Genomic DNA, 22,434 nt, shown 5'->3' with positions numbered 1-22,434 from the left:
TTGTCTGGAGGTTGTCAGGCGTTTATTCACGGTGATAAGGGTGATTCGTCGTAATGCTCCAGGCACGATACAAACTTTCCGCCACCAACACGCGCACTAACGGGTGCGGTAGCGTTAACGCAGAAAGCGACCAGCTCTGTTCGGCGGCGGCTTTACACGCCGGCGCCAGTCCTTCCGGACCGCCGATCAGCAAGCTGACATCGCGGCCGTCCAGCTTCCAGCGCTCAAGCTGCTGCGCCAGTTGGGGCGTTTCCCACGGCTGACCTGGAATATCCAGCGTGACAATGCGATTGCCTTTACCCACGGCAGCCAGCATCGCTTCGCCCTCTTTTTCCAGAATGCGTTTGATGTCCGCGTTCTTGCCGCGTTTACCGGCAGTGACTTCGGTCAGTTCAAACGGCATATCCTTGGGAAAACGGCGTAGATATTCCATGAAACCGGTCTGAACCCAATCGGGCATTTTGGTGCCAACGGCCACCAGCTGAAGTTTCAACGCTTAGCTCCAGAGCTTTTCCAGCTCATACAGCTGGCGGCTCTCTTCCTGCATGACGTGAACGATCACTTCGCCGAGATCAACCACGACCCAGTCAGCGGCAGCTTTACCGTCTACGCCCAATGGCTTAAGGCCAGCTGCACGTGATTCCTGCATCACGTGATCGGCAATCGAAATAACGTGGCGCGTGGAGGTGCCGGTGCAGATAATCATGCAGTCGGTGATGCTGGATTTGCCCTGAACATCGACAGCAATGATGTCCTGACCTTTAAGATCATCAATCTTATCAATAACGAAATCTTGGAGTGCTTTACCTTGCAAAAGGTTCCCCTTAAAAACAGGTGATTGCGAGCAGGCTGAATGCCCGAAAACGTAGCCGAAAATGAAGCGGCGCAGTATAGCACGCAACGATCAAGCGCGATATAAGCCAGCGCGATCGATATAGTCAATGACCGCATCGGGCAGCAGATCGGTACAGGATTGACCGCTATGGCGACGCTGGCGTATTTCTGTGGCGGAGATGTCGAACAGCGGGGTATCCGCCAACCAGATGTGGCCTGAAGGTGCCTGATGCAACTGCTGCGGGTTCTGCGCCAGATGGGCATCCAGCCACTGCTGCATGTCAACACTCTCCATCTGTGCCGCATAGCCGGGACGCTTGCAAACCAGCAAATGGCACAGCGACAGCAAATCCTGCCAGCGATGCCATTTGGATAACGTTAGCAGAGAATCCTGTCCGATGATAAACCCGAGGGGCTGTTCTGCACCGCGTTCCGCACGCAGTGCTTCAAGCGTGGCCACAGTCCAGGAGGGCGTGTCGCGCTCCAGTTCCCGTGTGTCGATATCAAATAAAGGGCGGTCGGCGATGGCACAACGCAGCATCTCAACGCGCTGCTGCGCACTGGCTTCGGGCTGAGGGCGATGCGGCGGCACATTGTTGGGTAACAACGTCACCTTCTTCAAACCCACCTGCTGCGCCAGGGCTTCCACTGGACGCAGATGGCCAAAATGGATCGGATCAAAGGTGCCGCCAAACAGCGCATAGAGTTTAGACATCGGTGAAACTCAAGGGAAAATCACGATGGCAGATCAACAGCGACAGCGTTTCTAGCTGAGGCCACAGGTTTTGACCGTAATCCTGCTTCATGGTCAGTTCCAGCTCAGCCAGCAGATGTACCGCGCGCTGTAAACGTCGCGCATCAAGGCGCTGCAGGGCTTCGGTAAACAGTGCACGACGATTTTGCCAGATGCGTTGCTGATCCATCAGCGTGCGTAAACCCTGTTTTGCCTGGTTACGCTGCAGATGCAACAACGTGAGTAAATCGCGTTGCAGCGAGCGCAGCAGAATCACCACTTCGGCGTCCTCTTTCTCCAGCTGATGCAGGATGTGCAGGGCGCGTTTACTTTTCCCGGCCAGCAGTGCATCCACCCAGTGAAACGGCGTAAAGTGCGCGGCATCGTTGACTGCCTCTTCCACGCGCGGCAGCGTCAGTTTGCCATCCGGCCATAACAGTGAAAGACGTTCCAGAGCTTGCGCTAAGGCCAGCAGGTTACCCTCATAGCAGTAGCACAGCAGCTGAATGGCGGCATCATCGACACTTAATTTCATGGCTTTTGCACGGCTGGCAACCCAGCGCGGCAGCTGTGCCTGTTCCGGCGTCTGGCACGGCACTACCACGGCATGCCCGCTGTGCGCTTTAAACCAGGCGCTGTTTTCCTGCGCTTTGGTCAGCTTTGCCATACGTAAAATCAGCAGAATATCGCTGTGCAGCAAACCGGCCAGTTTGACCAGTTGCTCTGCCATGGCGGCATTCGGACCATTTTCTGGCAACTGTAAGGTTAAGGTTTGGCGCTGGGTAAACAGGCTGAGCGCCTGACAGCTGGCAAAGATCGCATCCCAATCGGTTTGCGCATCCAACGTGACGCTGAAGTGCTCTTCAAAGCCCTGTGCGGTCGAGGCTGCGCGGATAGCGTCGGCACTCTCTTGAATCAGCAGAGGTTCATTGCCGGTGAGAAAATAACAGGCGCGCAGCCCCTCTCGAAGCTGCGCGCTCAGTTGTTCAGGATAAATCCTGATCATTGCAGACTGGTAGCTGACGAAGACGGCACTTCCGGTGAGTTCTGACCCGGTGCAATCGTCTCCGGCTGCGGCAGTGTGTCTTTGTTGCTTTCCTGCGCGGCATGAACGGTCAGCAGCTTACGCACCAACTGCTCGGCAGCGCGCTGACGCATCTCCTGTACGATCATGTCCTGCTCGGCATCCTTGGCCAGTGCGGCGTTCGGGTTGTCGAAGAAAGAACGATACACGGTGGTGCTGATCGGGTAGATACCTTTGCCCGGCAGCAGAACCTGTGCGGTGACCGTCATCACCAGGGAATATTCAGCGGTGGTGCCGCTTATAAACACCGATGCAGTATCACGCCCCTGCATTTCTGCGCCCAGGCGCAGAGTAGGGTACTTCGCACTCGCCTTTTTGCTGTCTTCAACGATGGTCACATCATTGATACGCAGCTGCTGGCGCACGGTACGTGCCAGCGGACCATAAGGGTCGCCGCTCTGGACGATCAGCGTTTTCATCTCAGTTGGCACCATGGTGGTGCCGCGCGGGTGAAAACCACATCCAGCGGTGATCATCACCGCCAGCAGGACAAACAGCCTGATAATCAGTTGTCGCACAGTTCCTCCTGAACTTAACCTACGACCAGGTTAAGCAGTTTGCCAGGGACATAAATCACTTTACGAAGGGTGACGCCATCCAGATATTTCGCCACCAGATGCTCCTGCGCAGCACGCGCCTGAACTTGCTCCTGCGTAGCATCGGGCGCAACGGTGATTTTGCCGCGCACTTTGCCATTCACCTGTACGACCACCAGCAGTGAATCTTCGACCATTGCGGCTTCATCCGCAACCGGCCAGCTGGCTTCATCAACGCTGCCTTCACCACCCAGTGCCTGCCACAGAACATAGCTGGCGTGCGGGGTGAACGGATACAGCAGACGAACAACCGCCACCAGGGATTCCTGCAGCAGGGCACGATCTTGCTCGCTCTCCTGTGGTGCACGAATCAGCTTGTTCATCAGCTCCATAATGGCTGCGATAGCGGTGTTGAAGGTCTGGCGACGGCCAACATCATCCGCCACTTTCGCGATGGTTTTGTGCAGATCGCGACGCAGCGCTTTCTGATCGTCGTTCAGCGTGTTCACGTCCAGCGCCACGGTGGCCCCTTTCGCAATGTGCTCGTAGGCCAGTTTCCAGACGCGCTTCAGGAAGCGGTTAGCCCCTTCCACACCGGACTCCTGCCATTCCAGCGTCATCTCTGCTGGCGAAGCAAACATCATGAACAGACGCACGGTATCCGCGCCGTAACGCTCAACCATCAGCTGTGGATCGATGCCGTTGTTTTTCGACTTCGACATTTTGCTCATGCCCGCATACACCACTTCGCGGCCTGCATTGTCGACAGCTTTAACGATACGACCTTTCTCGTCACGCTCTACCGTCACATCAACCGGAGACACCCAGTTACGTTCACCGTTAGCGCCGGTGTAGTAGAACGCATCGGCCAATACCATGCCCTGACACAGCAGGCGTTTAGCTGGCTCATCAGAATTGACCAGGCCGGCGTCACGCAGCAGCTTGTGATAGAAGCGGAAATACATCAGGTGCATGATGGCGTGTTCGATACCACCCACATACTGATCGACCGGCAGCCAGTAGTTGGCCGCAGCCGGGTCCAGCATGCCTTCGTTATAGTTGGCACAGGTGTAACGGGCGTAATACCAGGATGACTCCATGAAGGTGTCAAATGTATCGGTCTCACGCAGCGCAGGCTGTCCGTTCACGGTGGTTTTCGCCCACTCAGGATCGGCCTTGATTGGGCTGGTAATACCGTCCATCACCACGTCTTCTGGCAGAATAACCGGCAACTGGTCTTCTGGCGTCGGGATGACCGTGCCATCTTCCAGTGTCACCATTGGAATTGGCGCGCCCCAGTAACGCTGACGGGAAACACCCCAGTCGCGCAGGCGATAGTTAACTTTACGTACGCCCACACCTTTAGCGGCCAGCGCATCAGCGATGGCGTTGAAGCCCGCCTGATGGTCCAGACCGTTGTACTCGCCAGAGTTAAACAGCGTGCCTTTTTCAGTCATTGCGGCTTCGCTGATATCGGGCTCTGAACCGTCAAGGTTGAGGATAACCGGCTTGATGTTCAGGTTGTACTTGGTGGCAAACTCCCAGTCACGCTGGTCGTGGCCTGGCACGGCCATCACCGCACCGGTGCCGTATTCCATCAGCACAAAGTTAGCCACCCAAACAGGGATCTCTTCACCGGTCAGCGGATGGATAGCAAACAGGCCAGTGGCCATGCCTTTCTTCTCCATCGTCGCCATATCCGCTTCCGCGACTTTGGTGGTGCTGCACTCGGCGATAAAGTCACTCAGCGCAGGATTGCTGGCTGCTGCCTGACGCGCCAGTGGGTGGCCTGCCGCAACGGCAACGTAAGTGGCACCCAGGAAGGTATCTGGACGGGTGGTGTAAACCGTCAGTTTCTCTTCGCTGTAAGCCACATCAAAGGTGATCTCAACGCCTTCAGAACGGCCAATCCAGTTACGCTGCATGGTTTTGACCTGTTCAGGCCAGTCTTCCAGCTTATCCAGATCGTTCAACAGTTCTTCAGCATAGGCGGTGATTTTCACGAACCATTGTGGGATCTCTTTGCGTTCCACTTTGGTATCACAGCGCCAGCAGCAGCCGTCGATAACCTGTTCGTTGGCCAGCACGGTTTGGTCGTTCGGGCACCAGTTCACCGCAGAGGTCTTCTTGTAGACCATGCCTTTTTCATACAGCTTGGTGAAGAACCACTGTTCCCAGCGATAGTACTCTGGCTGGCAGGTCGCTAATTCGCGGCTCCAGTCATAACCAAAGCCCAGCAGTTTCAGCTGGTTCTTCATGTATTCGATGTTGTCGTATGTCCAGGGGGCGGGGGCGGTGTTATTTTTTACCGCGGCACCTTCTGCTGGCAAACCGAACGCATCCCAGCCAATCGGCTGCAGGACGTTTTTACCGAGCATACGCTGGTAACGTGCGATTACATCGCCAATGGTGTAGTTACGCACGTGGCCCATGTGTAGGCGGCCAGAAGGATAGGGCAGCATTGAAAGGCAGTAATACTTCTCTTTGCCTTCCTGCTCGGTCACTTTAAAGGTTTCGTTTTCATCCCAGTGCTGTTGTACGCGGGATTCTATCTCTTCCGGGCGGTATTGCTCTTGCATGGCTGCCTGTGGTCCTTTGTGAAAATCGTTAACCCTGTATGGTGGGTTCGCATACTTTTAGATCCGCATAGCATACCCATAAGGCTGGCCCTCAACAACATTTCACGCCCCTGCAGGCAGGATTTCTGCTTAATGCGCCGCCGCTTTCACCCTTTTATGATTTCCCTGGCGGATAGCACGGCAAATATGACAGAACAGCTAAACTTAAAGGCAGCGATTCCCGCGGAAAGGAGAACAAAATGAATAACGTGGCGCAGGAGTATCGAGCAACGATAGCGGCGTTAACCCAGCGGCTGGAGCGCGGCGAGCGTGATGTCGATGCGCTGGTAGCAGAAGCGCGGCAGGATTTGCTGGCGAAAAAAACGCTGACGACTTCAGAGGTGAATGAAGTGATGCGGGCCGTCAGACGCGATTTGCATGAGTTTGCTCTGAGCTATCAGGAGTCTTCTGATGTGTTGGGGGATTCCGTATTTATGCGCGTGATCCGTGAGAGCGTGTGGAAGGAGTTGGCGGATATCACAGACAAAAGCCAGCTGGAGTGGCGCGAAGTGTTTCAGGACCTGCGACATCACGGCGTCTATCAGAGCGGTGAAGTGGTGGGCTTGGGGAATCTGGTGTGTGAGAAGTGCGGTTTTACCCGAGCCATTTACACGCCTGAAAGCTTAACGCGCTGTCCGGAGTGTGGGCACGACCATTTCCAGCGTCAGCCGTTTGAGCCTTGATGGAATGTCAAAAGCGCGATGAATCGCGAAGTGCTTGTCGGTTTAGCGCCTGACGGTCGCCATAAATGGCGTAATGCTCGTCAGTTAGGCGCCTTTCGGTCACCATAAATGGCGACCCTGCAATAATGGTTTTTTCGTAGAGTGCGCATTAATGCTCACCAGCATAAAGCCGCGCCGCTAGCGGTGTGCAGATCCCGTAGCGGCGCAATTTATTGCGCTAACAAATTAATGCAGAATCTTCGCGAGGAAGTCTTTTGCACGGTCAGATTGCGGATTGTTGAAGAAGTCATCTTTGTTAGTGTCTTCGACAATCTTCCCTTCATCCATAAAGATCACGCGATTTGCCACTTTACGTGCGAAGCCCATCTCATGCGTCACCACCATCATGGTCATGCCTTCGTTGGCCAACTCGACCATTACGTCCAGCACTTCGTTGATCATTTCGGGATCCAGCGCTGAAGTTGGTTCATCGAACAGCATCGCAATCGGGTCCATGCACAGCGCACGGGCAATCGCCACACGCTGTTGCTGTCCACCCGAAAGCTGTCCAGGGAATTTCTCCGCATGCGCCGCCAGACCAACGCGCGTCAACAGCTTTAGACCCTTTTCACGGGCGGCAGCTTTATCACGCTTCAGGACTTTTACCTGCGCCAGCACCAGGTTGTCGACAATGCTGAGATGCGGGAACAGTTCGAAGTGCTGGAACACCATACCCACCTTGCTGCGCAGCTGTGCGAGGTTGGTCTTCTTGTTGTTTACTTCGGTACCGTTGACCTGAATGCTGCCTTGCTGCACCGGCTCCAGACCGTTAACGGTTTTAATCAGCGTTGATTTCCCCGAACCGGACGGTCCGCAGACCACCACCACTTCACCTTTTTTCACTTCGGTGGAGCAGTCGGTCAGCACCTGAAAGTGACCATACCACTTAGAAACGTTTTTCAGGCTAATCATTTAAACCGTCCTTTTTCTTTTCAGATAGCTAACCAACAGCGAAGCGCTCAGGCTGATCACAAAGTAGACCAGACCGGCAAACAGAACCATTTCAACCTGGGTACCGTCACGCTCACCAATGGTGGAGGCGGTACGGAAGAAGTCAGCCAGGCTTAAGACATACACCAGCGAGGTATCCTGGAACAGCACAATGCCTTGCGTCAGTAGCAGCGGCACCATGGCACGGAAGGCTTGTGGCAGGATAATCAGCTGCATCGATTGCCAGTGCGTCATACCCAGTGCCAGCGCAGCATTTGACTGACCGCGTGAAATGCTCTGGATACCCGCACGAATAATTTCCGAATAATAGGCCGCTTCAAACAGCGCAAATGCCACCATGGCGGAAATCAGACGGATATCGGTTTTTGGTGATAGCCCCAGCACTTGTTGCAGCAAAGCCGGTACCACCAGATAGAACCACAGCAGCACCATCACCAACGGCACCGAACGGAACAGGTTGACGTACAGCTTGGCAAACCAGCGGATCGGGGCAAACGGTGACAAGCGCATTACCGCCAGAATGGTGCCCCAGATAATGCCGAACACCACCGCCACCGCGGTAATTTTGAAGGTAATGATCAAGCCATTCCATAAATAAGGCAGGCTTGGCGGAATGGAACTCCAGTCAAAATCGTACATTTATTTGCCTCCCAGATTGCCAGGCAGGCGAATTTTGCGTTCTACCAAACTCATGATCAGCATGATAATCAGGTTGATGCCGACGTAAGCCAGGGTGATAGCGGTGAAGGATTCGTAAGCATGGGCGGAGTAGTCGAGCAGTTTACCCGCTTGCGCTGCCATATCGACCAGACCAATGGTCGAAGCAATCGCCGAGTTCTTCACCAGGTTCAACATTTCAGACGTCATCGGCGGCACAATCACGCGATACGCATTGGGTAACAGCACGTAGCGATAGGTTTGTGGCAGCGTCAGGCCCATCGCCAGACCGGCGTTTTTCTGGCCACGCGGCAGTGACTGAATGGCGGCACGGACTTGCTCACAAACACGGGCTGCAGTGAAGAGCCCCAGACAGATGGTTGAAGAAACAAAGAACTGAACGTTCGGATCCAGTTCCGCTTTAAACCACATCCCCAGCTTCTCACCGACCAGTTCAGGCGCGACCAGATACCAGAAGAAGAACTGGACGATCAGCGGGATATTACGAAACAGTTCCACGTAGCAGGTACCGATCGTCGACAGTAGACGATTGGGCACGGTACGCAGAATGCCAAAGAAGGAACCTACCAGGAAGGCGATAATCCAGGCACAGCAGGAAACCGCAACGGTTACCTGAAATCCGGACCACAGCCAGCCGAGGTAAGTCGTATTGCCGAACGGGGCCTGTTGTAAAAATATGCCCCAGTTCCAATCGATACCCATAACGAGCTCCGGTAAAAAAAGGGTAGCCAGGCTACCCATAAGATTGTTGAGCGGTGTCTTACGTCCTGCTTCAGGGGAACGACCTGTTGCAGTCTGTCTGTCCGCACCGCGTGTTCAGCAATCGAGAGGGCAGCGGAACTGCCCTTGTTTTCATTGTTAATTAGAGTGCTTTGTCGTTTGGCGCTTTGAACAGTGCCTGCATATCAGATGACAGTTCAAAGTTCATGTTCAGGTTTTTCGGTGGAATTGGCTGTTTGAACCAGGTATCGAACCATTTCGCCGCTTCACCCGAGGTCTGCGCTTTTGCGATGGTGTCATCCATCAGCTGTTTGAACTGTGGATCTTCTTTACGCAGCATACAGCCGTAGGCTTCTTTCGACTGAGGTGTGCCGGTAATCTGCCAGTCATCAGGTTTTTTGGCTTTCGCACGTTCACCCGCCAGCAGTGCATCATCCATCATGAAGGCCACGGCACGACCGGTTTCCAGCGTACGGAAAGAATCGCCATGGTCTTTCGCGCTGATGATGCGCATGTCCATTTTCTTCTCATCGTTCAGCTTGTGCAGCAGAACTTCAGAAGTGGTACCTGAGGTCACCACAACGGTTTTCCCTTTCAGGTCAGCGAAATCTTTGATGTCGCCACCTTTTTTCACCAGCAGACGTGTACCAATGATGAACACGGTGTCAGAGAATGCGGCTTGCTGCTGACGTTCAAGGTTGTTGGTGGTAGAACCACACTCAAAATCGTAAGTTCCGTTTTGCAGCAGAGGGATACGGTTTTGTGAAGTGATCGGCAGCATTTTAACCTGCAGATCAGGCTTGTTCAGCTTGGCCTTGATCGCTGCAACGATGGCGTTTGAGTAGTCTTGTGAATAGCCAACCACTTTTTGCTGGTTGTCGTAGTAAGAAAAGGGAACTGATGACTCACGATGCCCAACGACGATCACGCCGCTATCATTAATTTTTTTCAGGGTACCGGTGAGATCTTCCGCCTGGGCCGCTCCCGCTGCTGCTCCCAACAGCAGAAGAGATAATGCCACTTTGCGTGTCTGCATGTTCCTACTCCTTTGAATGGATGTTGCGCAGAACATAAACTGCGCAGATTGTGATGTTGTGTGTATTTCGTGCTGCTTTTTTAGTTATCCCTTAGCGCAACTGCACGCAGGATAGTGATTAACATAGCGAATTGTTAACGCAATGAAACAAAAAAGTTTGTTTTTTGCGAGCCGCTCCGCACCATTAAGAGGCAATAAAACACCTGTGCGCCTTTACGGTGCGTGTCAGTGCCAGATAGTAGTGCGAAAAGATGGCAATACGCTGACAAAACGCTGATGTCTGGAAAATCACTGAAATAAATAGCAATGATCGTGCCAGCACGATGAAAAAAGAAAAAATGCCAGCAGAGAATCTGGTAAAGCGTAGCGGATGGGAGCGGAAAACAGCGCAAAAAAAAGGCGAAGTGATCACTTCGCCTGGAGATATTGTGAGCCAGGTGTCAATGACGACGGCGTATAATCGCTAACACCATGCCGATTAGCGTCAGAATCCACACCGGCCAGATACCGGCTTTCGCATACGGTGTCTCACCGGTGGTCGGTGTCACTTTGGCTTCCAGCACGTCACGGGTGAACTGCGGAATCTCTTTCTCGATTTCACCGTTGGCATTCACCACGGCGGTCACGCCATTGTTGGTGGAGCGCAGCAGCGGACGACCCAACTCCAGTGCACGCATGCGCGCCATCTGGAAGTGCTGCCACGGGCCGATAGAGTGACCAAACCAGGCATCATTGGACACCGTAAGCAGGAAGTTGGTGTCCGGGCGGAAGTTAGCGCGCACTTGCTCACCGAGCACAATCTCATAGCAGATGGCGCTGGTCAGGTTGTAACCCGACACTTTCAATTGCGGCTGGATATAAGCTCCACGACTGAATGATGACATGGGCAGATCAAAGAACGGCGCCAGCGGCCGCAGCAAGTCTTCCAGCGGAACAAACTCCCCGAACGGGACCAGATGGTTTTTCTGGTAGCGATTCTGGCTCTGATAGCTGTAAGGCTTTTCTCCCCCTAACACAATCACCGAGTTGTAATCGTGGTAGCGGTTATCGCCTTCAACGCGTGAATCAACAATGCCGGTAATCAGCGAACTTCCGCGCGCGCGCAGCTCAGCATCCAGCGCCTTCAGGAACGGCTGCTGATTGCTCTCCAGATCGGTTATCGCAGACTCTGGCCAGATAATGATCGGCGCTTTGCCCATGTAGGGCTGGCTGTAGGAGGTGTAAACGCGCAGCGTATTGAGCAGCTGTTGTGGGTCCCACTTCATGGACTGTGGAATGTTGCCTTGCACCATGGCGACATCCACGCTGCGTTCCGGCAGTGGCTGATACCATTGCAGCATCCGTAGCGGCCAGGGCAGCAGCAACAACACGGCTGCGGCGATCAGGCTTTTTACTGTGCGATGATGGAATGCATGCACCAACAGGCCGGCGATCACCATCAGCAGGAAAGTAATGGTTTCGACGCCTGCCAGCGGTGCAAGGCCTTTCAGCGGGCCATCAATCTGGCTGTAGCCGAATTGCAGCCACGGGAAACCGGTCAGGATCCAGCCGCGCAGGAATTCGCTGATCTGCCAGAGGGCCGGAGCCGCCAGTGCCAGACGCCACAATGTGGCGCGTGGCCACAAGCGATTGAGCACTGCAGCAAACAGCATCGGGTAGATCGCCAGGTAGGCGGCCAGCAGAATCACCAGGAAGACATTCACCGGACCGGGCATACCACCAAAGGTGGCGATGCTGACGTAAACCCAGTTAATGCCACTGCCAAACAGGCCAAAGCCCCAGACGAAACCTATCGCCGCGGCCTGCGGGCTGCGGCGCTCCAGCAACAGCAGTTGTAAACCTGCCAGGGAGATGAGCGCGGCGGGCCAGAAATCGTAGGGGGAAAAGGAAAGGGTGCCAACGGCACCCGTAATTAACGCCAGCAGCAGGCGTACCCGCTGCTGCGAGTATAAAGAGGCTAAAGCCATAAAATTATTCGTCTTCCAGTTGCGGTTGCGGAGAGTCTTCCGGAATTTTCACATGCACCTGGATGATACGGCGGCTGTCAGCCATCACGACTTTGAATTGGTAACCATCAATGTCGATGCTCTCACCACGCGCGGGAAGGTGGCCGAATCCCTGCATCACCAGACCGCCAATGGTATCCACTTCGTCATCGCTGAAGCTGGTACCAAAAATCTCATTGAATTCTTCAATCGGCGCAAGCGCACGCACCGTGTAGGTGTGGCGGTTAAGCTGACGGATATCACGATCTTCTTCATCGTCATATTCATCTTCGATCTCGCCAACGATCAGTTCGAGGATGTCTTCAATGGTGACTAGTCCAGAAACGCCGCCAAATTCATCAATGACAATCGCCATATGATAACGCTGGGAGCGGAACTCTTTGAGCATGCGGTCAACACGCTTGCTTTCAGGCACCACAACAGCAGGGCGCAGTACTTTTTCAATGCTGAAAGGTTCAGACGCGCTACTCATAAACGGCAGCAGGTCTTTGGCCATCAGAATGCCTTCGACGTGGTCTTTGTCTTCGCTGATCACCGGGAAGCGCGAGTGGGCAGAGTCAATAATGACCGCCAGGCACTCTTCCAGGCTTTGGTTGCGTTTGAGGGTAATCATCTGTGAGCGCGGGATCATGATGTCACGCACGCGCTGTTCGGCGATATCCAACACCCCTTCAAGCATGTCGCGGGTGTCCTGGTCAATCAGCTCTTTTTGCTCAGAATCGCGGATCAGCCCCAGCAGTTCATCACGGTTTTTAGGTTCACCGTGAAACAGTTGGTTGATTAGCAGGGAGAAAAATCCCTTTTTACTACTGGGTGCGTCGCTGTTTTGAGAATGGTCGTCGCTCATGGCGTTTTTATTTCGTTCTCTCTAATGAGGGAAAGGAACTGCCGGCGTCATCGCCAGCAGCGCAATAGCCTGAAACAGAGTTTCAGGCGTCTTCTTTCTCCGAAATGTACGGATCAGGATAACCAAGAGCAAGCATTATCTCGGTCTCCAGTGCCTCCATTTCTTCGGCTTCATCGTCTTCTATATGGTCGTACCCCAGCAAATGCAGCGTGCCGTGTACCACCATATGCGCCCAATGGGCTTCCAGGGTTTTGCCTTGTTCTTCCGCTTCTTGCTCAACCACCTGACGACAAATAATCAGATCGCCCAGCAGGGGTAACTCAATTCCCGGTGGGGCTTCAAAAGGAAATGAGAGCACGTTTGTCGGCTTATCTTTGCCACGATAAGTCAGATTAAGCTCATGACTCTCTGCTTCGTCAACCAGGCGAATCGTCACTTCGCTTTCCGGCTGGAAAGGCGTGACCGCCGCTTCCAGCCAACGTTGAAAGGCGGCTTCGGCTGGCAGGCCGTTTTCATCGGCACAGGCCAACTGTAAATCTAAAATCACCGCGCTCATGAAGGCTCCTGCGGGCTGGGGTGGGTCGCTAGCTGAGCCGCCAGCGCTTCACGCTTGCGCTCTTCAGCCAGTTTGTCTCGACGTTTCTGATCGGCTTCTTCCCACGCTTCATAAGCATTAACGATGCGTGCGACAACCGGATGACGAACCACGTCTTCACTGTGGAAAAAGTTAAAGCTGATCTCTTCGACTTCCGCCAACACTTCAATAGCGTGGCGCAGACCCGATTTGGTGCTGCGCGGTAAGTCAATCTGCGTCACGTCACCAGTAATCACCGCTTTAGAGTTAAAGCCGATACGCGTCAGGAACATCTTCATCTGTTCGATAGTGGTGTTCTGGCTTTCATCCAGAATCACAAACGCATCATTGAGCGTACGACCGCGCATGTAGGCCAGCGGTGCCACTTCAATCACGTTGCGCTCCATCAATTTTTCAACGCGCTCAAAGCCGAGCATTTCGAACAGGGCATCGTACAGCGGACGTAAGTAGGGATCGACCTTCTGGCTGAGATCGCCCGGCAGGAAGCCAAGCTTCTCACCTGCTTCAACGGCAGGGCGCGTCAGCAAAATGCGACGAATTTCCTGGCGCTCCAGCGCATCGACGGCCGCCGCAACGGCGAGATAAGTTTTACCGGTACCCGCTGGGCCGACACCAAAAGTAATGTCATGGTCGAGGATATTCGCCACATACTGCGCCTGGTTCGGCGTACGCGGTTTTATCACGCCGCGTTTGGTTTTGATGTGGATGGCTTTACCAAACTCCGGCACGCTCTCTGCGGTTTGCTCCAGCACGCGGCTCTCTTTGATCGCCAGATGAATCTGGTCCGGCTCAATATCGGGAATTTGGCCACGCACCGGTGCAGTATCCACGTAAAGATCACGCAGAATATTGACCGCCGCGTCCACGCTTAACGCGCGCCCCACCAGCTTGAAGTGATTATCCCGGCGGTTGATTTCGACACCGAGACGTTTTTCCAGCTGCTTCACATTGTCATCAAACGGACCGCACAGGCTCATCAGTCGGCGGTTATCTGCCGGTTCAAGGGCGATTTCACGAGTTTCGATATTCAAATGAATCCTTTGGGTCACTCAGGGCCAGTTGAAAAAGGTGTATCGGATGCGCTGATTGATGCTGCGCATCTCTACAGAATTATTTATGGGGTTACGCCCAGCTGCAAGTTGCAGAAGGAATATTTGGGCACCGCTTGCGGAATGCAAGGGGAGCAAACTGAAGCAGGCGACAGCGGGTTGTGCGCTGCCGCTCAAAGTTCGTGGTTTCAAGGCTGGTAGATACCAACACCAATGTCATTTTCACGGCGTGTACGGGCAATCACCATCGCTGGGCTTTGGTTGACGCGCAGGCCCATCTCATCCTCGGTACGCACCAGCTTACCGCGCAGTGAGTTGGCGTGGATATCCACGATCTCAACATCGACGAACTTACCGATCATCTCGATAGGGGCTTCAAAGTTGACCACGCGGTTATTATCGGTACGGCCGCTCAACTCCATAACGTTTTTACGTGAGATGCCTTCAACCAAGACACGCTGCGTGGTGCCGAGCATACGACGGCTCCACGCCATCGCCTGCTGATTAAGGCGTTCCTGCAGGATAAACAGGCGCTGTTTTTTCTCTTCTTCGGTGACATCGTCCGGCAAGTCGGCAGCCGGTGTACCCGGACGCGCAGAGTAGATAAAGCTGAAGCTGACATCGAAGTTCACATCTCCAACCAGCTTCATGGTTTGCTCGAAATCTTGCTGCGTTTCACCCGGGAAACCGATGATAAAGTCCGAACTCATCTGGATATCAGGACGTGCCTTGAGCAGCTTACGGATGATGGATTTGTATTCCAGCGCCGTGTGTCCGCGTTTCATCAATGTCAGAATGCGATCTGCACCGCTCTGTACCGGCAGATGCAGGAAGCTCACCAGCTCTGGCGTATCGCGGTAGACATCAATAATGTCATCCGTGAACTCAATCGGGTGGCTGGTGGTGAAGCGAATACGGTCGATACCATCGATCGCGGCGACCAGACGCAGCAGTTCGGCAAAGGTACAGATTTGGTCATCAAAGGTTGCGCCACGGTAGGCATTGACGTTTTGCCCCAGCAGATTGACCTCACGCACGCCTTGTGCGGCGAGCTGGGCAATTTCCAACAAAATATCGTCACACGGACGGCTGACTTCCTCTCCACGGGTGTAAGGCACCACGCAGAAGGTACAGTATTTATTGCAGCCTTCCATAATCGAGACAAACGCGGTAGGCCCTTCAGCACGCGGTTCTGGCAGGCGGTCGAATTTTTCAATCTCAGGGAAACTGATATCAATCACCGGGCTCTTGGTGCCACGCACCTGATTCAGCATCTCTGGTAGGCGATGTAATGTCTGCGGACCAAAAACAATATCCACGCAGTTCGCACGCTCACGCAGGCGTTCGCCTTCCTGTGACGCCACACAACCGCCCACACCGATGATCACGTCAGGATTATTCGCCTTCAGTTTTTTCCAGCGTCCTAACAGGGCGAAAACCTTCTCCTGTGCCTTCTCGCGGATGGAGCAGGTATTGAGCAGCAGAACGTCCGCCTCTTCGGCGTCCTCGGTCAGGGTATAACCGTGAGTGCTGTTCAGCAGGTCAGCCATCTTGGATGAATCATACTCATTCATCTGACAGCCCCAGGTTTTGATATGCAGTTTTTTGGTCATCGAACTAGCCATTGATCAGAGCGAAGTGCAGGGCGCGTATTGTAATGCTTTGCCGCTGTTGTGACCAGCGCAGCAGGGGCTGAGATTGTGGCGCCAATTTCCGGTACACTTTACCAATCAACGTGATGCTGTGAGGCTTCACGGTAAGCAGAAGGATGAGAGTCAATGCAGGATTCACAATTTGATGTGGTGGTGGTGGGCGGCGGCATGGTCGGTGCCGCGCTGGCCTGTGGACTGGCACAGCAGCAATTCCGCGTGGCGGTGATTGAGCGTGCGGAACCGGCGGAGTTTGATGCCACCAGCCCACCCGATGTGCGTATTTCTGCCATCGGCGCTTCATCAGTGGCGCTGCTACGTCAACTGAATGTCTGGCCGCGTGTTGAAGCGATGCGCTGCGCACCTTACCGCAAGCTGGAAACCTGGGAGTGGCAAAGTGCGCACGTGACATTTGATGCAGCTTCGTTGGGTCTGCCTGAATTAGGTTACATGGTTGAAAACAGCGTGCTACAGCGCGCGCTGTGGGAAAAAATGCAGGAAGAGGGTGTGACGCTGATTTGCCCGGCGAGCTTACAGGGGCTACAGCAACATTGCGCAGGCTGGCAGGTGCAGTTGGATAACGGCACGGTGCTGGAGACGCGTCTGGTGGTTGGTGCGGATGGTGCCAACTCACGGGTACGTCAACTGGCGGGGATTGGTGTGCGCGGCTGGCAATATGCGCAGTCTTGCATGCTGATCAGCGTTGAGTGTGAACAGGAGGTGGGCGATTCCACCTGGCAACAATTCACCCCTGAAGGTCCGCGTGCCTTCCTGCCGTTGTTTGATCGCCACGCGTCACTGGTGTGGTATGACGCGCCAGCGCGTATTCGCCAACTGCAAAACCTGCCTCTGGCACAGCTTGAGAAAGAGATTCACGCTCATTTCCCGGCGCGTGTGGGCCGCATTCATGTGAAAAAAGCAGCCTCGTTTCCTTTAGTGCGACGCCATGCGACACGCTATGTCATGCCCGGTCTGGCGCTGGTAGGCGATGCCGCGCACACCATTAACCCGCTTGCCGGTCAGGGTGTGAACCTGGGATACCGGGATGTGGATGCGCTAATCAATACACTTGTTGAGGCACGCAGTCAGGCGCAGTTGTGGTCATCGGATGCGGTGTTACAGCGTTATCATCGTCAACGCTATAAAGATAACGTGCTGATGCAAGGCGGGATGGATCTGTTCTATTTTGCGTTTAGCAATACGCTTTCACCGTTACGTTTTGCGCGCAATCTGGGATTGATCGCCGCGGAGAATGCCGGAGCGCTGAAACGCAAAGTGCTGAAATACGCGTTGGGTTTGTAAGCAGGGGAGCGTCGCAGGGCGCTCTACTTGTCTAAACGCAGAAAACAATAAAGCCCGCAAAAGCGGGCTTTATTGTTCAATTTGGCTGGGGTGCAGGGATTCGAACCCCGGAATGCTGGTATCAGAAACCAGAGCCTTACCGCTTGGCGACACCCCAAAAATACTGTTCAAATTGTTTTTAATTGGCTGGGGTGCAGGGATTCGAACCCCGGAATGCTGGTATCAGAAACCAGAGCCTTACCGCTTGGCGACACCCCAATAATGCTTTTCAAATTGTCTTTAATATGGCTGGGGTGCAGGGATTCGAACCCCGGAATGCTGGTATCAGAAACCAGAGCCTTACCGCTTGGCGACACCCCAAGAATTTGGTGGCTACGACGGGATTTGAACCTGTGACCCCATCATTATGAGTGATGTGCTCTAACCAGCTGAGCTACGTAGCCTGAGTTTACTGCTTACTGCATCCGAAGATGGCTGGGATACCTGGATTCGAACCAGGGAATGCCGGTATCAAAAACCGGTGCCTTACCGCTTGGCGATATCCCATTTGTCGACTCGTATCCACGAGAAGTATCGGATTGGCTGGGGTACCTGGATTCGAACCAGGGAATGCCGGTATCAAAAACCGGTGCCTTACCGCTTGGCGATACCCCATCCGGCTGCCGAAGATGAAATGGTGCGGGAGGCGAGACTTGAACTCGCACACCTTGCGGCGCTAGAACCTAAATCTAGTGCGTCTACCAATTTCGCCACTCCCGCGAAAAAAAAGATGGTGGCTACGACGGGATTTGAACCTGTGACCCCATCATTATGAGTGATGTGCTCTAACCAGCTGAGCTACGTAGCCATCTTTTTTCGCTAACCTTCATCGGCGTTGCGGGGCGCATTATGCGTATTGAGCTTTGTAGCGTCAACAAGTTTTTTGCCGTTTTTTGCCTTAAAACGCCTGTTTGTCTGGGTTGTAACCAGGGTGGTGAATTATTCGGCAACTTTCCGTCGCAACATCGACAATCAAAGCAAAAAGGGGCCAGTCATGGCCCCTTATGATCTTAATTAAAAAGCTTATTTATAAGCGGACTGATGCACACCCACGGCACGACCTGAAGGGTCATCCATGTTCTTAAATGCTTCATCCCACTCAATCGCTTTAGCGGAAGAACAGGCTACCGATGGACCACCGGGTACACACTCCGCCGCGCTGGCGACCGGGAACAGCTCTTCGAAGATTTCACGATACAAATACGCTTCTTTAGAGTTCGGCGTGTTGTACGGGAAACGGAAATGCGCAGTTGAAAGCTGTTGATCGGTAATCTGTTTCGCCGCCACTTCTTTCAGCGAATCGATCCAGCTGTAGCCTACGCCATCGGAGAACTGCTCTTTCTGACGCCATGCCACGCTCTCTGGCAGGTAAGAGGAGAAGCACTCACGCAGGATGTGTTTTTCCATCTTACCGTTTTTGCCGCACAGTTTATCTTCTGGGTTGATGCGCATCGCCACATCGAGGAATTTTTTGTCCAGGAAAGGCACACGTGCTTCAACGCCCCACGCCGACATTGCTTTGTTAGCGCGAGCACAGTCAAACATGTGCAGAGCCAGCAGTTTACGCACGTTTTCTTCGTGGAACTCTTTGGCGTTCGGCGCCTTATGGAAGTACAGGTAGCCACCGAACACTTCATCTGCACCTTCACCGGACAACACCATTTTGATGCCCATCGCTTTGATTTTGCGCGACATCAGATACATAGGCGTCGAGGCGCGAATGGTGGTGACATCGTAAGTTTCGATGTGATAAATCACATCGCGGATGGCATCCAAACCTTCCTGTACGGTGAAATGAATTTCGTGGTGTACCGTACCCAGATGATCAGCCACTGACTTCGCCGCTTTCAGGTCAGGAGAGCCCTCCAGTCCTACAGCAAAGGAGTGCAGCTGCGGCCACCAGGCATCGCTTTTATCTTCATCTTCTACACGTTTCGCGGCAAAGCGCTTGGTCACGGCAGAGATAATCGAAGAGTCGAGACCGCCAGAGAGCAGCACGCCGTAAGGCACATCTGACATCAGGTGGCTTTTCACGGACTCTTCCAGCGCATGTTTCAGGCCCGCTGCATCGGTGGTGTTCTCAGCCACAGCAGAGAAATCCATCCAGTCACGCTGCCAGTAACGACGGATCTCACCATCGCTGCTGGACATGAAGCTTCCCGGCGGGAATTCTTTGATGGTGCGGCACACTGGCACCAGCGCTTTCATTTCGGAAGCAACAAACAGGTTACCGTGCTCATCGTTGCCCATATACAGCGGGATAATCCCGATATGGTCACGGCCAATCAGGTACTGCTGCTTCACGCTGTCCCACAGAATGAAGGCGAACATGCCTTGCAGGTCGTCGAGGAAGTCGAGACCTTTTTCCTGGTACAGCGCCAGGATCACTTCGCAGTCAGAACCGGTCTGGAAGGCGTAGCGGTCGCTCAGCTCCGCACGCAGCGCCTGATGGTTATAGATTTCACCGTTCACGGCCAGTACGTGGGTGTGGTCAGCGTTATACAGCGGCTGTGCGCCGTTGTTGACGTCAACAATTGACAGGCGCTCATGCACCAGAATGGCTTTGTCATCTGCGTAGACGCCGGACCAATCTGGGCCACGGTGACGCATCAGACGGGAACACTCCAGCGCTTTCTTGCGCAATTCAACAGGATCGGTTTTCAGATCCAACACACCAAAAATCGAACACATAACTGACTCCTGATCTCACCTTACGGGGATGTTATTTCTTCGTTTGTCCGGCAGCAGTGGCTGCGTGATGTATAAGAAAATGCGCTATCTGGTGGTGGGAGTGCAAGCAAAATTGCGATCTTTTGATAAAAAGAATGTTGTCAGGCGATAAAAATTGAATTTTATCTAATTTAATCACCACTTCTTTAGATGGCATCTAATGAAATGGCTTTTTGGATGATTTAGTGTGCAACTATCCTGGGTGTCGTTCACCACAAAGCGACATAAAAACAATCGCCCTGCAGACACAAGGTGCCTGCAGGGCGATAAGCAAAAGTGATAACAGATAATCAGAACAGGTCGATGTCTGCCACTGAAGGGTAAATCCAGTCTGGACGGAACGGCATTGCATCAATGTCGCTCAAGGTTGAGACGCCAGAAAGTACCAGAATAGTTTCCAGGCCGGCCTGGAAGCCAGCGAGGATATCGGTGCGCAGGTTATCCCCCACAATCACCGTCTCTTCAGAATGCGCATGCATTTTATTCAGCGCCGCACGCATGATGTACGGGCTCGGTTTACCCACATAAAACGGCTTGCGACCAGAAATGGTTTCGATACCGGCGCACAAGGCACCGCAGGCGGGCACGTAGCCGCGCGCATGGGTATCCGGGTTGGTGGCAATAAAGCGCGCACCGTTGGCGACGAAGAAGGCAGCCTTGTGCATCATCTCCCAGTTAAAGGAGCGCGTTTCACCGACGATGACGAAATCGGGATTGACGTCAGTGATGGTAAAGCCCGCTTTATACAGCTCATGAATGAGGGCACCCTCGCCAATTACATAGGCTTTTTTACCCTCCTGACGACGCAGGAAATCGGCGGTAGCCATGGCAGAGGTATAGAACACCGAATCCGGCACTTCAACGCCCGCATTGGCAAAACGATTCGCCAGGTCCTGCGCGGTTTGCGACGGATAGTTAGTCAGCACCACCAGCGGCATCTCTTTTTCCAGGATGCGCTGCAAAAACTCGTTCGCGCCTTTCACGGCGGTATTGTCGTGCATCAACACGCCGTCGATGTCACAGATTACGCTTTTGATGGTCATATTGGCTTCCGGTCAGGCCCGCCAAGCGGCAGGCTTCGATTATTCTTCCAGCAGATGCTGCAGCAGAATGCCGTTCAGCATTGCGCGTTTCGCCAGTGCAAACGCACCAATTGCCGAACGATGGTCCAATTCGGAACGCACCACCGGCAGATTTTTGCGGAAGGCATTCAACGCCTGGGTGTTAATGCAGCCTTCAATGGCTGGGAACAGCACCTTATCCGCTTCGGTGATTTCACCGGCCAGCACCACTTTCTGCGGGTTGAACAGGTTAATAGCGATGGCGATCGCTTTGCCGAGGTAGCGTCCGACATATTCGATCACTTCACACGCCAGCGCATCGCCCTGATTCGCGGCACGGCAAATTTGTGGCATCAGGCAATTATCCAGCGTCAGCGTGCTGGGATAGCCCTGATTAAGCAGATGACGCACGCGGTTCTCAATCGCGCCGTTGGCCGCGATGGTTTCCAGGCAGCCAAAATTACCGCAGTGGCAGCGCTCGCCCAGCGGATCGACCTGAATATGACCGATCTCGCCGACGTTACCATTACTGCCAAGAAAGATATGCCCATTGGCGATAATGCCCGCGCCGGTACCGCGATGTAAACGCACCAAAATAGAGTCTGCACAGTCGCGACTTGCACCGAAGTAGTGCTCTGCCAGTGCCAGACTGCGAATGTCGTGACCGACAAAACTGGTGACGTTAAAGCGTTTTTTCAGGCTGGACACCAGCGGCCAGTGGCTAACGGTGATGTGCGGCATATAACGAATGATGCCGTTAATCGGATCGACCAAACCGGGCAAGATCACTGCAATCGCAATCAGTTCGTGAATCTTACGTTGATGCGCAGCCATAAACGCGGTGATGGCATTGAACAGCGCATTCTCCAGCGTTTCCTGCGTGCGCTCCGGTAGTGGGTAATCTTCCTGCGCCAGCGATTTCCCGCTCAGATCAAACAGCGTCAGGGTCGCATCATTGCGGCCCAGGCGGACGCCGATAGTATGAAAATGGCGGGTTTCAGTAACGATAGAGATGGCGCGGCGCCCACCGGTGGAGGCTTGTTGCTCCACCTCTTTGATGAGGCCACGTTCGATAAGCTGACGCGTAATTTTGGTGACGCTGGCGGGCGCAAGCTGGCTGAGATCGGCAATTTGTATGCGCGAAATCGGCCCCTGTTGATCAATCAGCCGGTAAACGGCTGCACTGTTAAGTTGTTTGACAAGATCGACATTTCCTATTTGAGTCTGGCCGCCAGTGGTCATTC

General features: G+C 53.8%; 20 protein-coding genes and 8 tRNA genes. 2 read left to right on the top strand and 26 right to left on the bottom strand.

The features are described from left to right. Nucleotides 1-22: 22 nt before the first annotated feature. The 6 genes from rlmH to leuS all read right to left on the bottom strand — a co-directional run bounded on the left by rlmH (nt 23) and on the right by leuS (nt 5,766). Nucleotides 23-493 carry a 23S rRNA (pseudouridine(1915)-N(3))-methyltransferase RlmH gene (gene rlmH / locus LK04_RS13375; RefSeq protein WP_013357098.1) on the bottom strand — a complete coding sequence of 157 codons (471 nt, stop codon included), beginning with the start codon at nt 491-493 and terminating at the stop codon, nt 23-25. Between the two features lie 3 nt (nt 494-496). Then, nucleotides 497-814 carry a ribosome silencing factor gene (rsfS, locus tag LK04_RS13370; RefSeq protein ID WP_039330517.1) on the bottom strand — a complete coding sequence of 106 codons (318 nt, stop codon included), beginning with the start codon at nt 812-814 and terminating at the stop codon, nt 497-499. Between the two features lie 90 nt (nt 815-904). Beyond that, nucleotides 905-1,549 carry a nicotinate-nucleotide adenylyltransferase gene (gene nadD, locus LK04_RS13365; protein WP_039330514.1) on the bottom strand — a complete coding sequence of 215 codons (645 nt, stop codon included), beginning with the start codon at nt 1,547-1,549 and terminating at the stop codon, nt 905-907. Beyond that, nucleotides 1,542-2,573: a DNA polymerase III subunit delta gene (holA, locus tag LK04_RS13360; RefSeq protein ID WP_039330512.1), complete on the bottom strand. Its 1,032-nt coding sequence runs from the start codon at nt 2,571-2,573 to the stop codon at nt 1,542-1,544. The genes nadD and holA overlap by 8 nt, the downstream gene beginning before the upstream one ends. Next, the gene (gene lptE, locus LK04_RS13355) at nt 2,570-3,169 is read right to left on the bottom strand and encodes an LPS assembly lipoprotein LptE (RefSeq protein WP_039330510.1); all 600 of its coding nucleotides are present in this window, start codon (nt 3,167-3,169) and stop codon (nt 2,570-2,572) included. Before lptE ends, holA begins: the two co-directional genes overlap by 4 nt. A gap of 14 nt (nt 3,170-3,183) precedes the next feature. Beyond that, the gene (leuS, locus tag LK04_RS13350) at nt 3,184-5,766 is read right to left on the bottom strand and encodes a leucine--tRNA ligase (protein ID WP_039330508.1); all 2,583 of its coding nucleotides are present in this window, start codon (nt 5,764-5,766) and stop codon (nt 3,184-3,186) included. A gap of 239 nt (nt 5,767-6,005) precedes the next feature. Between leuS and LK04_RS13345 the strand changes: the two genes are divergently transcribed. Next, the gene (locus LK04_RS13345; RefSeq protein WP_039330507.1) at nt 6,006-6,488 is read left to right on the top strand and encodes a zinc ribbon-containing protein; all 483 of its coding nucleotides are present in this window, start codon (nt 6,006-6,008) and stop codon (nt 6,486-6,488) included. 225 nt (nt 6,489-6,713) lie between these two features. Here the strand turns inward: LK04_RS13345 and LK04_RS13340 are convergent, their stop codons facing one another. The 9 genes from LK04_RS13340 to miaB form a co-directional block, all read right to left on the bottom strand. Further along, complete coding sequence (locus LK04_RS13340) at nt 6,714-7,439, bottom strand: amino acid ABC transporter ATP-binding protein (RefSeq protein WP_039330504.1); 726 nt, start codon at nt 7,437-7,439, stop codon at nt 6,714-6,716. After that, complete coding sequence (gltK, locus tag LK04_RS13335) at nt 7,440-8,117, bottom strand: glutamate/aspartate ABC transporter permease GltK (protein WP_039330502.1); 678 nt, start codon at nt 8,115-8,117, stop codon at nt 7,440-7,442. Next, on the bottom strand, nt 8,118-8,858 hold the full coding sequence (locus LK04_RS13330) for an amino acid ABC transporter permease (RefSeq protein WP_039330501.1): 741 nt from the start codon (nt 8,856-8,858) through the stop codon (nt 8,118-8,120). 160 nt (nt 8,859-9,018) lie between these two features. Then, complete coding sequence (locus LK04_RS13325) at nt 9,019-9,912, bottom strand: glutamate/aspartate ABC transporter substrate-binding protein (protein ID WP_039330499.1); 894 nt, start codon at nt 9,910-9,912, stop codon at nt 9,019-9,021. Between the two features lie 440 nt (nt 9,913-10,352). After that, entirely contained in the window at nt 10,353-11,879 is a 1,527-nt protein-coding gene (gene lnt, locus LK04_RS13320; RefSeq protein ID WP_039330498.1) for an apolipoprotein N-acyltransferase, read from the bottom strand. A gap of 4 nt (nt 11,880-11,883) precedes the next feature. Beyond that, the gene (gene corC / locus LK04_RS13315) at nt 11,884-12,765 is read right to left on the bottom strand and encodes a CNNM family magnesium/cobalt transport protein CorC (RefSeq protein ID WP_039330496.1); all 882 of its coding nucleotides are present in this window, start codon (nt 12,763-12,765) and stop codon (nt 11,884-11,886) included. A gap of 82 nt (nt 12,766-12,847) precedes the next feature. After that, nucleotides 12,848-13,321, bottom strand: coding sequence for an rRNA maturation RNase YbeY (ybeY, locus tag LK04_RS13310; protein ID WP_039330494.1), 474 nt, complete (start codon nt 13,319-13,321; stop codon nt 12,848-12,850). Beyond that, entirely contained in the window at nt 13,318-14,391 is a 1,074-nt protein-coding gene (locus tag LK04_RS13305; RefSeq protein ID WP_039330492.1) for a PhoH family protein, read from the bottom strand. Before LK04_RS13305 ends, ybeY begins: the two co-directional genes overlap by 4 nt. A 206-nt stretch (nt 14,392-14,597) precedes the next feature. Continuing rightward, entirely contained in the window at nt 14,598-16,022 is a 1,425-nt protein-coding gene (miaB, locus tag LK04_RS13300; protein WP_039330490.1) for a tRNA (N6-isopentenyl adenosine(37)-C2)-methylthiotransferase MiaB, read from the bottom strand. 165 nt (nt 16,023-16,187) lie between these two features. On the opposite strand from miaB, the gene ubiF reads away from it, so the two are divergent. Continuing rightward, a complete protein-coding gene (gene ubiF / locus LK04_RS13295; RefSeq protein ID WP_039330488.1) occupies nt 16,188-17,360 on the top strand; it encodes a 3-demethoxyubiquinol 3-hydroxylase in 1,173 nt (390 codons plus the stop codon). Nucleotides 17,361-17,442: 82 nt separating this feature from the next. On the opposite strand, the gene LK04_RS13290 is transcribed toward ubiF, so the two are convergent. The 11 genes from LK04_RS13290 to nagC form a co-directional block, all read right to left on the bottom strand. After that, a tRNA-Gln gene (locus LK04_RS13290) sits at nt 17,443-17,517 on the bottom strand. A gap of 26 nt (nt 17,518-17,543) precedes the next feature. Further along, a tRNA-Gln gene (locus LK04_RS13285) sits at nt 17,544-17,618 on the bottom strand. Between the two features lie 27 nt (nt 17,619-17,645). Further along, nucleotides 17,646-17,720, bottom strand: a tRNA-Gln gene (locus LK04_RS13280). A gap of 6 nt (nt 17,721-17,726) precedes the next feature. Further along, a tRNA-Met gene (locus LK04_RS13275) sits at nt 17,727-17,803 on the bottom strand. A gap of 28 nt (nt 17,804-17,831) precedes the next feature. Beyond that, nucleotides 17,832-17,906: transfer RNA gene (locus tag LK04_RS13270), tRNA-Gln, on the bottom strand. A 33-nt stretch (nt 17,907-17,939) separates the two neighbouring features. Beyond that, nucleotides 17,940-18,014: transfer RNA gene (locus LK04_RS13265), tRNA-Gln, on the bottom strand. Nucleotides 18,015-18,034: 20 nt separating this feature from the next. Further along, a tRNA-Leu gene (locus LK04_RS13260) sits at nt 18,035-18,119 on the bottom strand. Between the two features lie 11 nt (nt 18,120-18,130). After that, a tRNA-Met gene (locus tag LK04_RS13255) sits at nt 18,131-18,207 on the bottom strand. Between the two features lie 215 nt (nt 18,208-18,422). Beyond that, entirely contained in the window at nt 18,423-20,090 is a 1,668-nt protein-coding gene (gene asnB / locus LK04_RS13250) for an asparagine synthase B (protein WP_039330486.1), read from the bottom strand. A gap of 329 nt (nt 20,091-20,419) precedes the next feature. After that, on the bottom strand, nt 20,420-21,172 hold the full coding sequence (locus tag LK04_RS13245; protein WP_039330484.1) for an HAD-IIA family hydrolase: 753 nt from the start codon (nt 21,170-21,172) through the stop codon (nt 20,420-20,422). 39 nt (nt 21,173-21,211) lie between these two features. Then, on the bottom strand, nt 21,212-22,432 hold the full coding sequence (gene nagC, locus LK04_RS13240) for a DNA-binding transcriptional regulator NagC (RefSeq protein WP_039330482.1): 1,221 nt from the start codon (nt 22,430-22,432) through the stop codon (nt 21,212-21,214). Nucleotides 22,433-22,434: the final 2 nt, after the last annotated feature.

The sequence above is a fragment of the Pantoea vagans genome (genome assembly GCF_001506165.1).
Taxonomy (GTDB): domain Bacteria; phylum Pseudomonadota; class Gammaproteobacteria; order Enterobacterales; family Enterobacteriaceae; genus Pantoea; species Pantoea vagans_C.
Note: the sequence above shows the minus strand (reverse complement) of the source record. Positions and strands in the feature narration are given on the sequence as shown.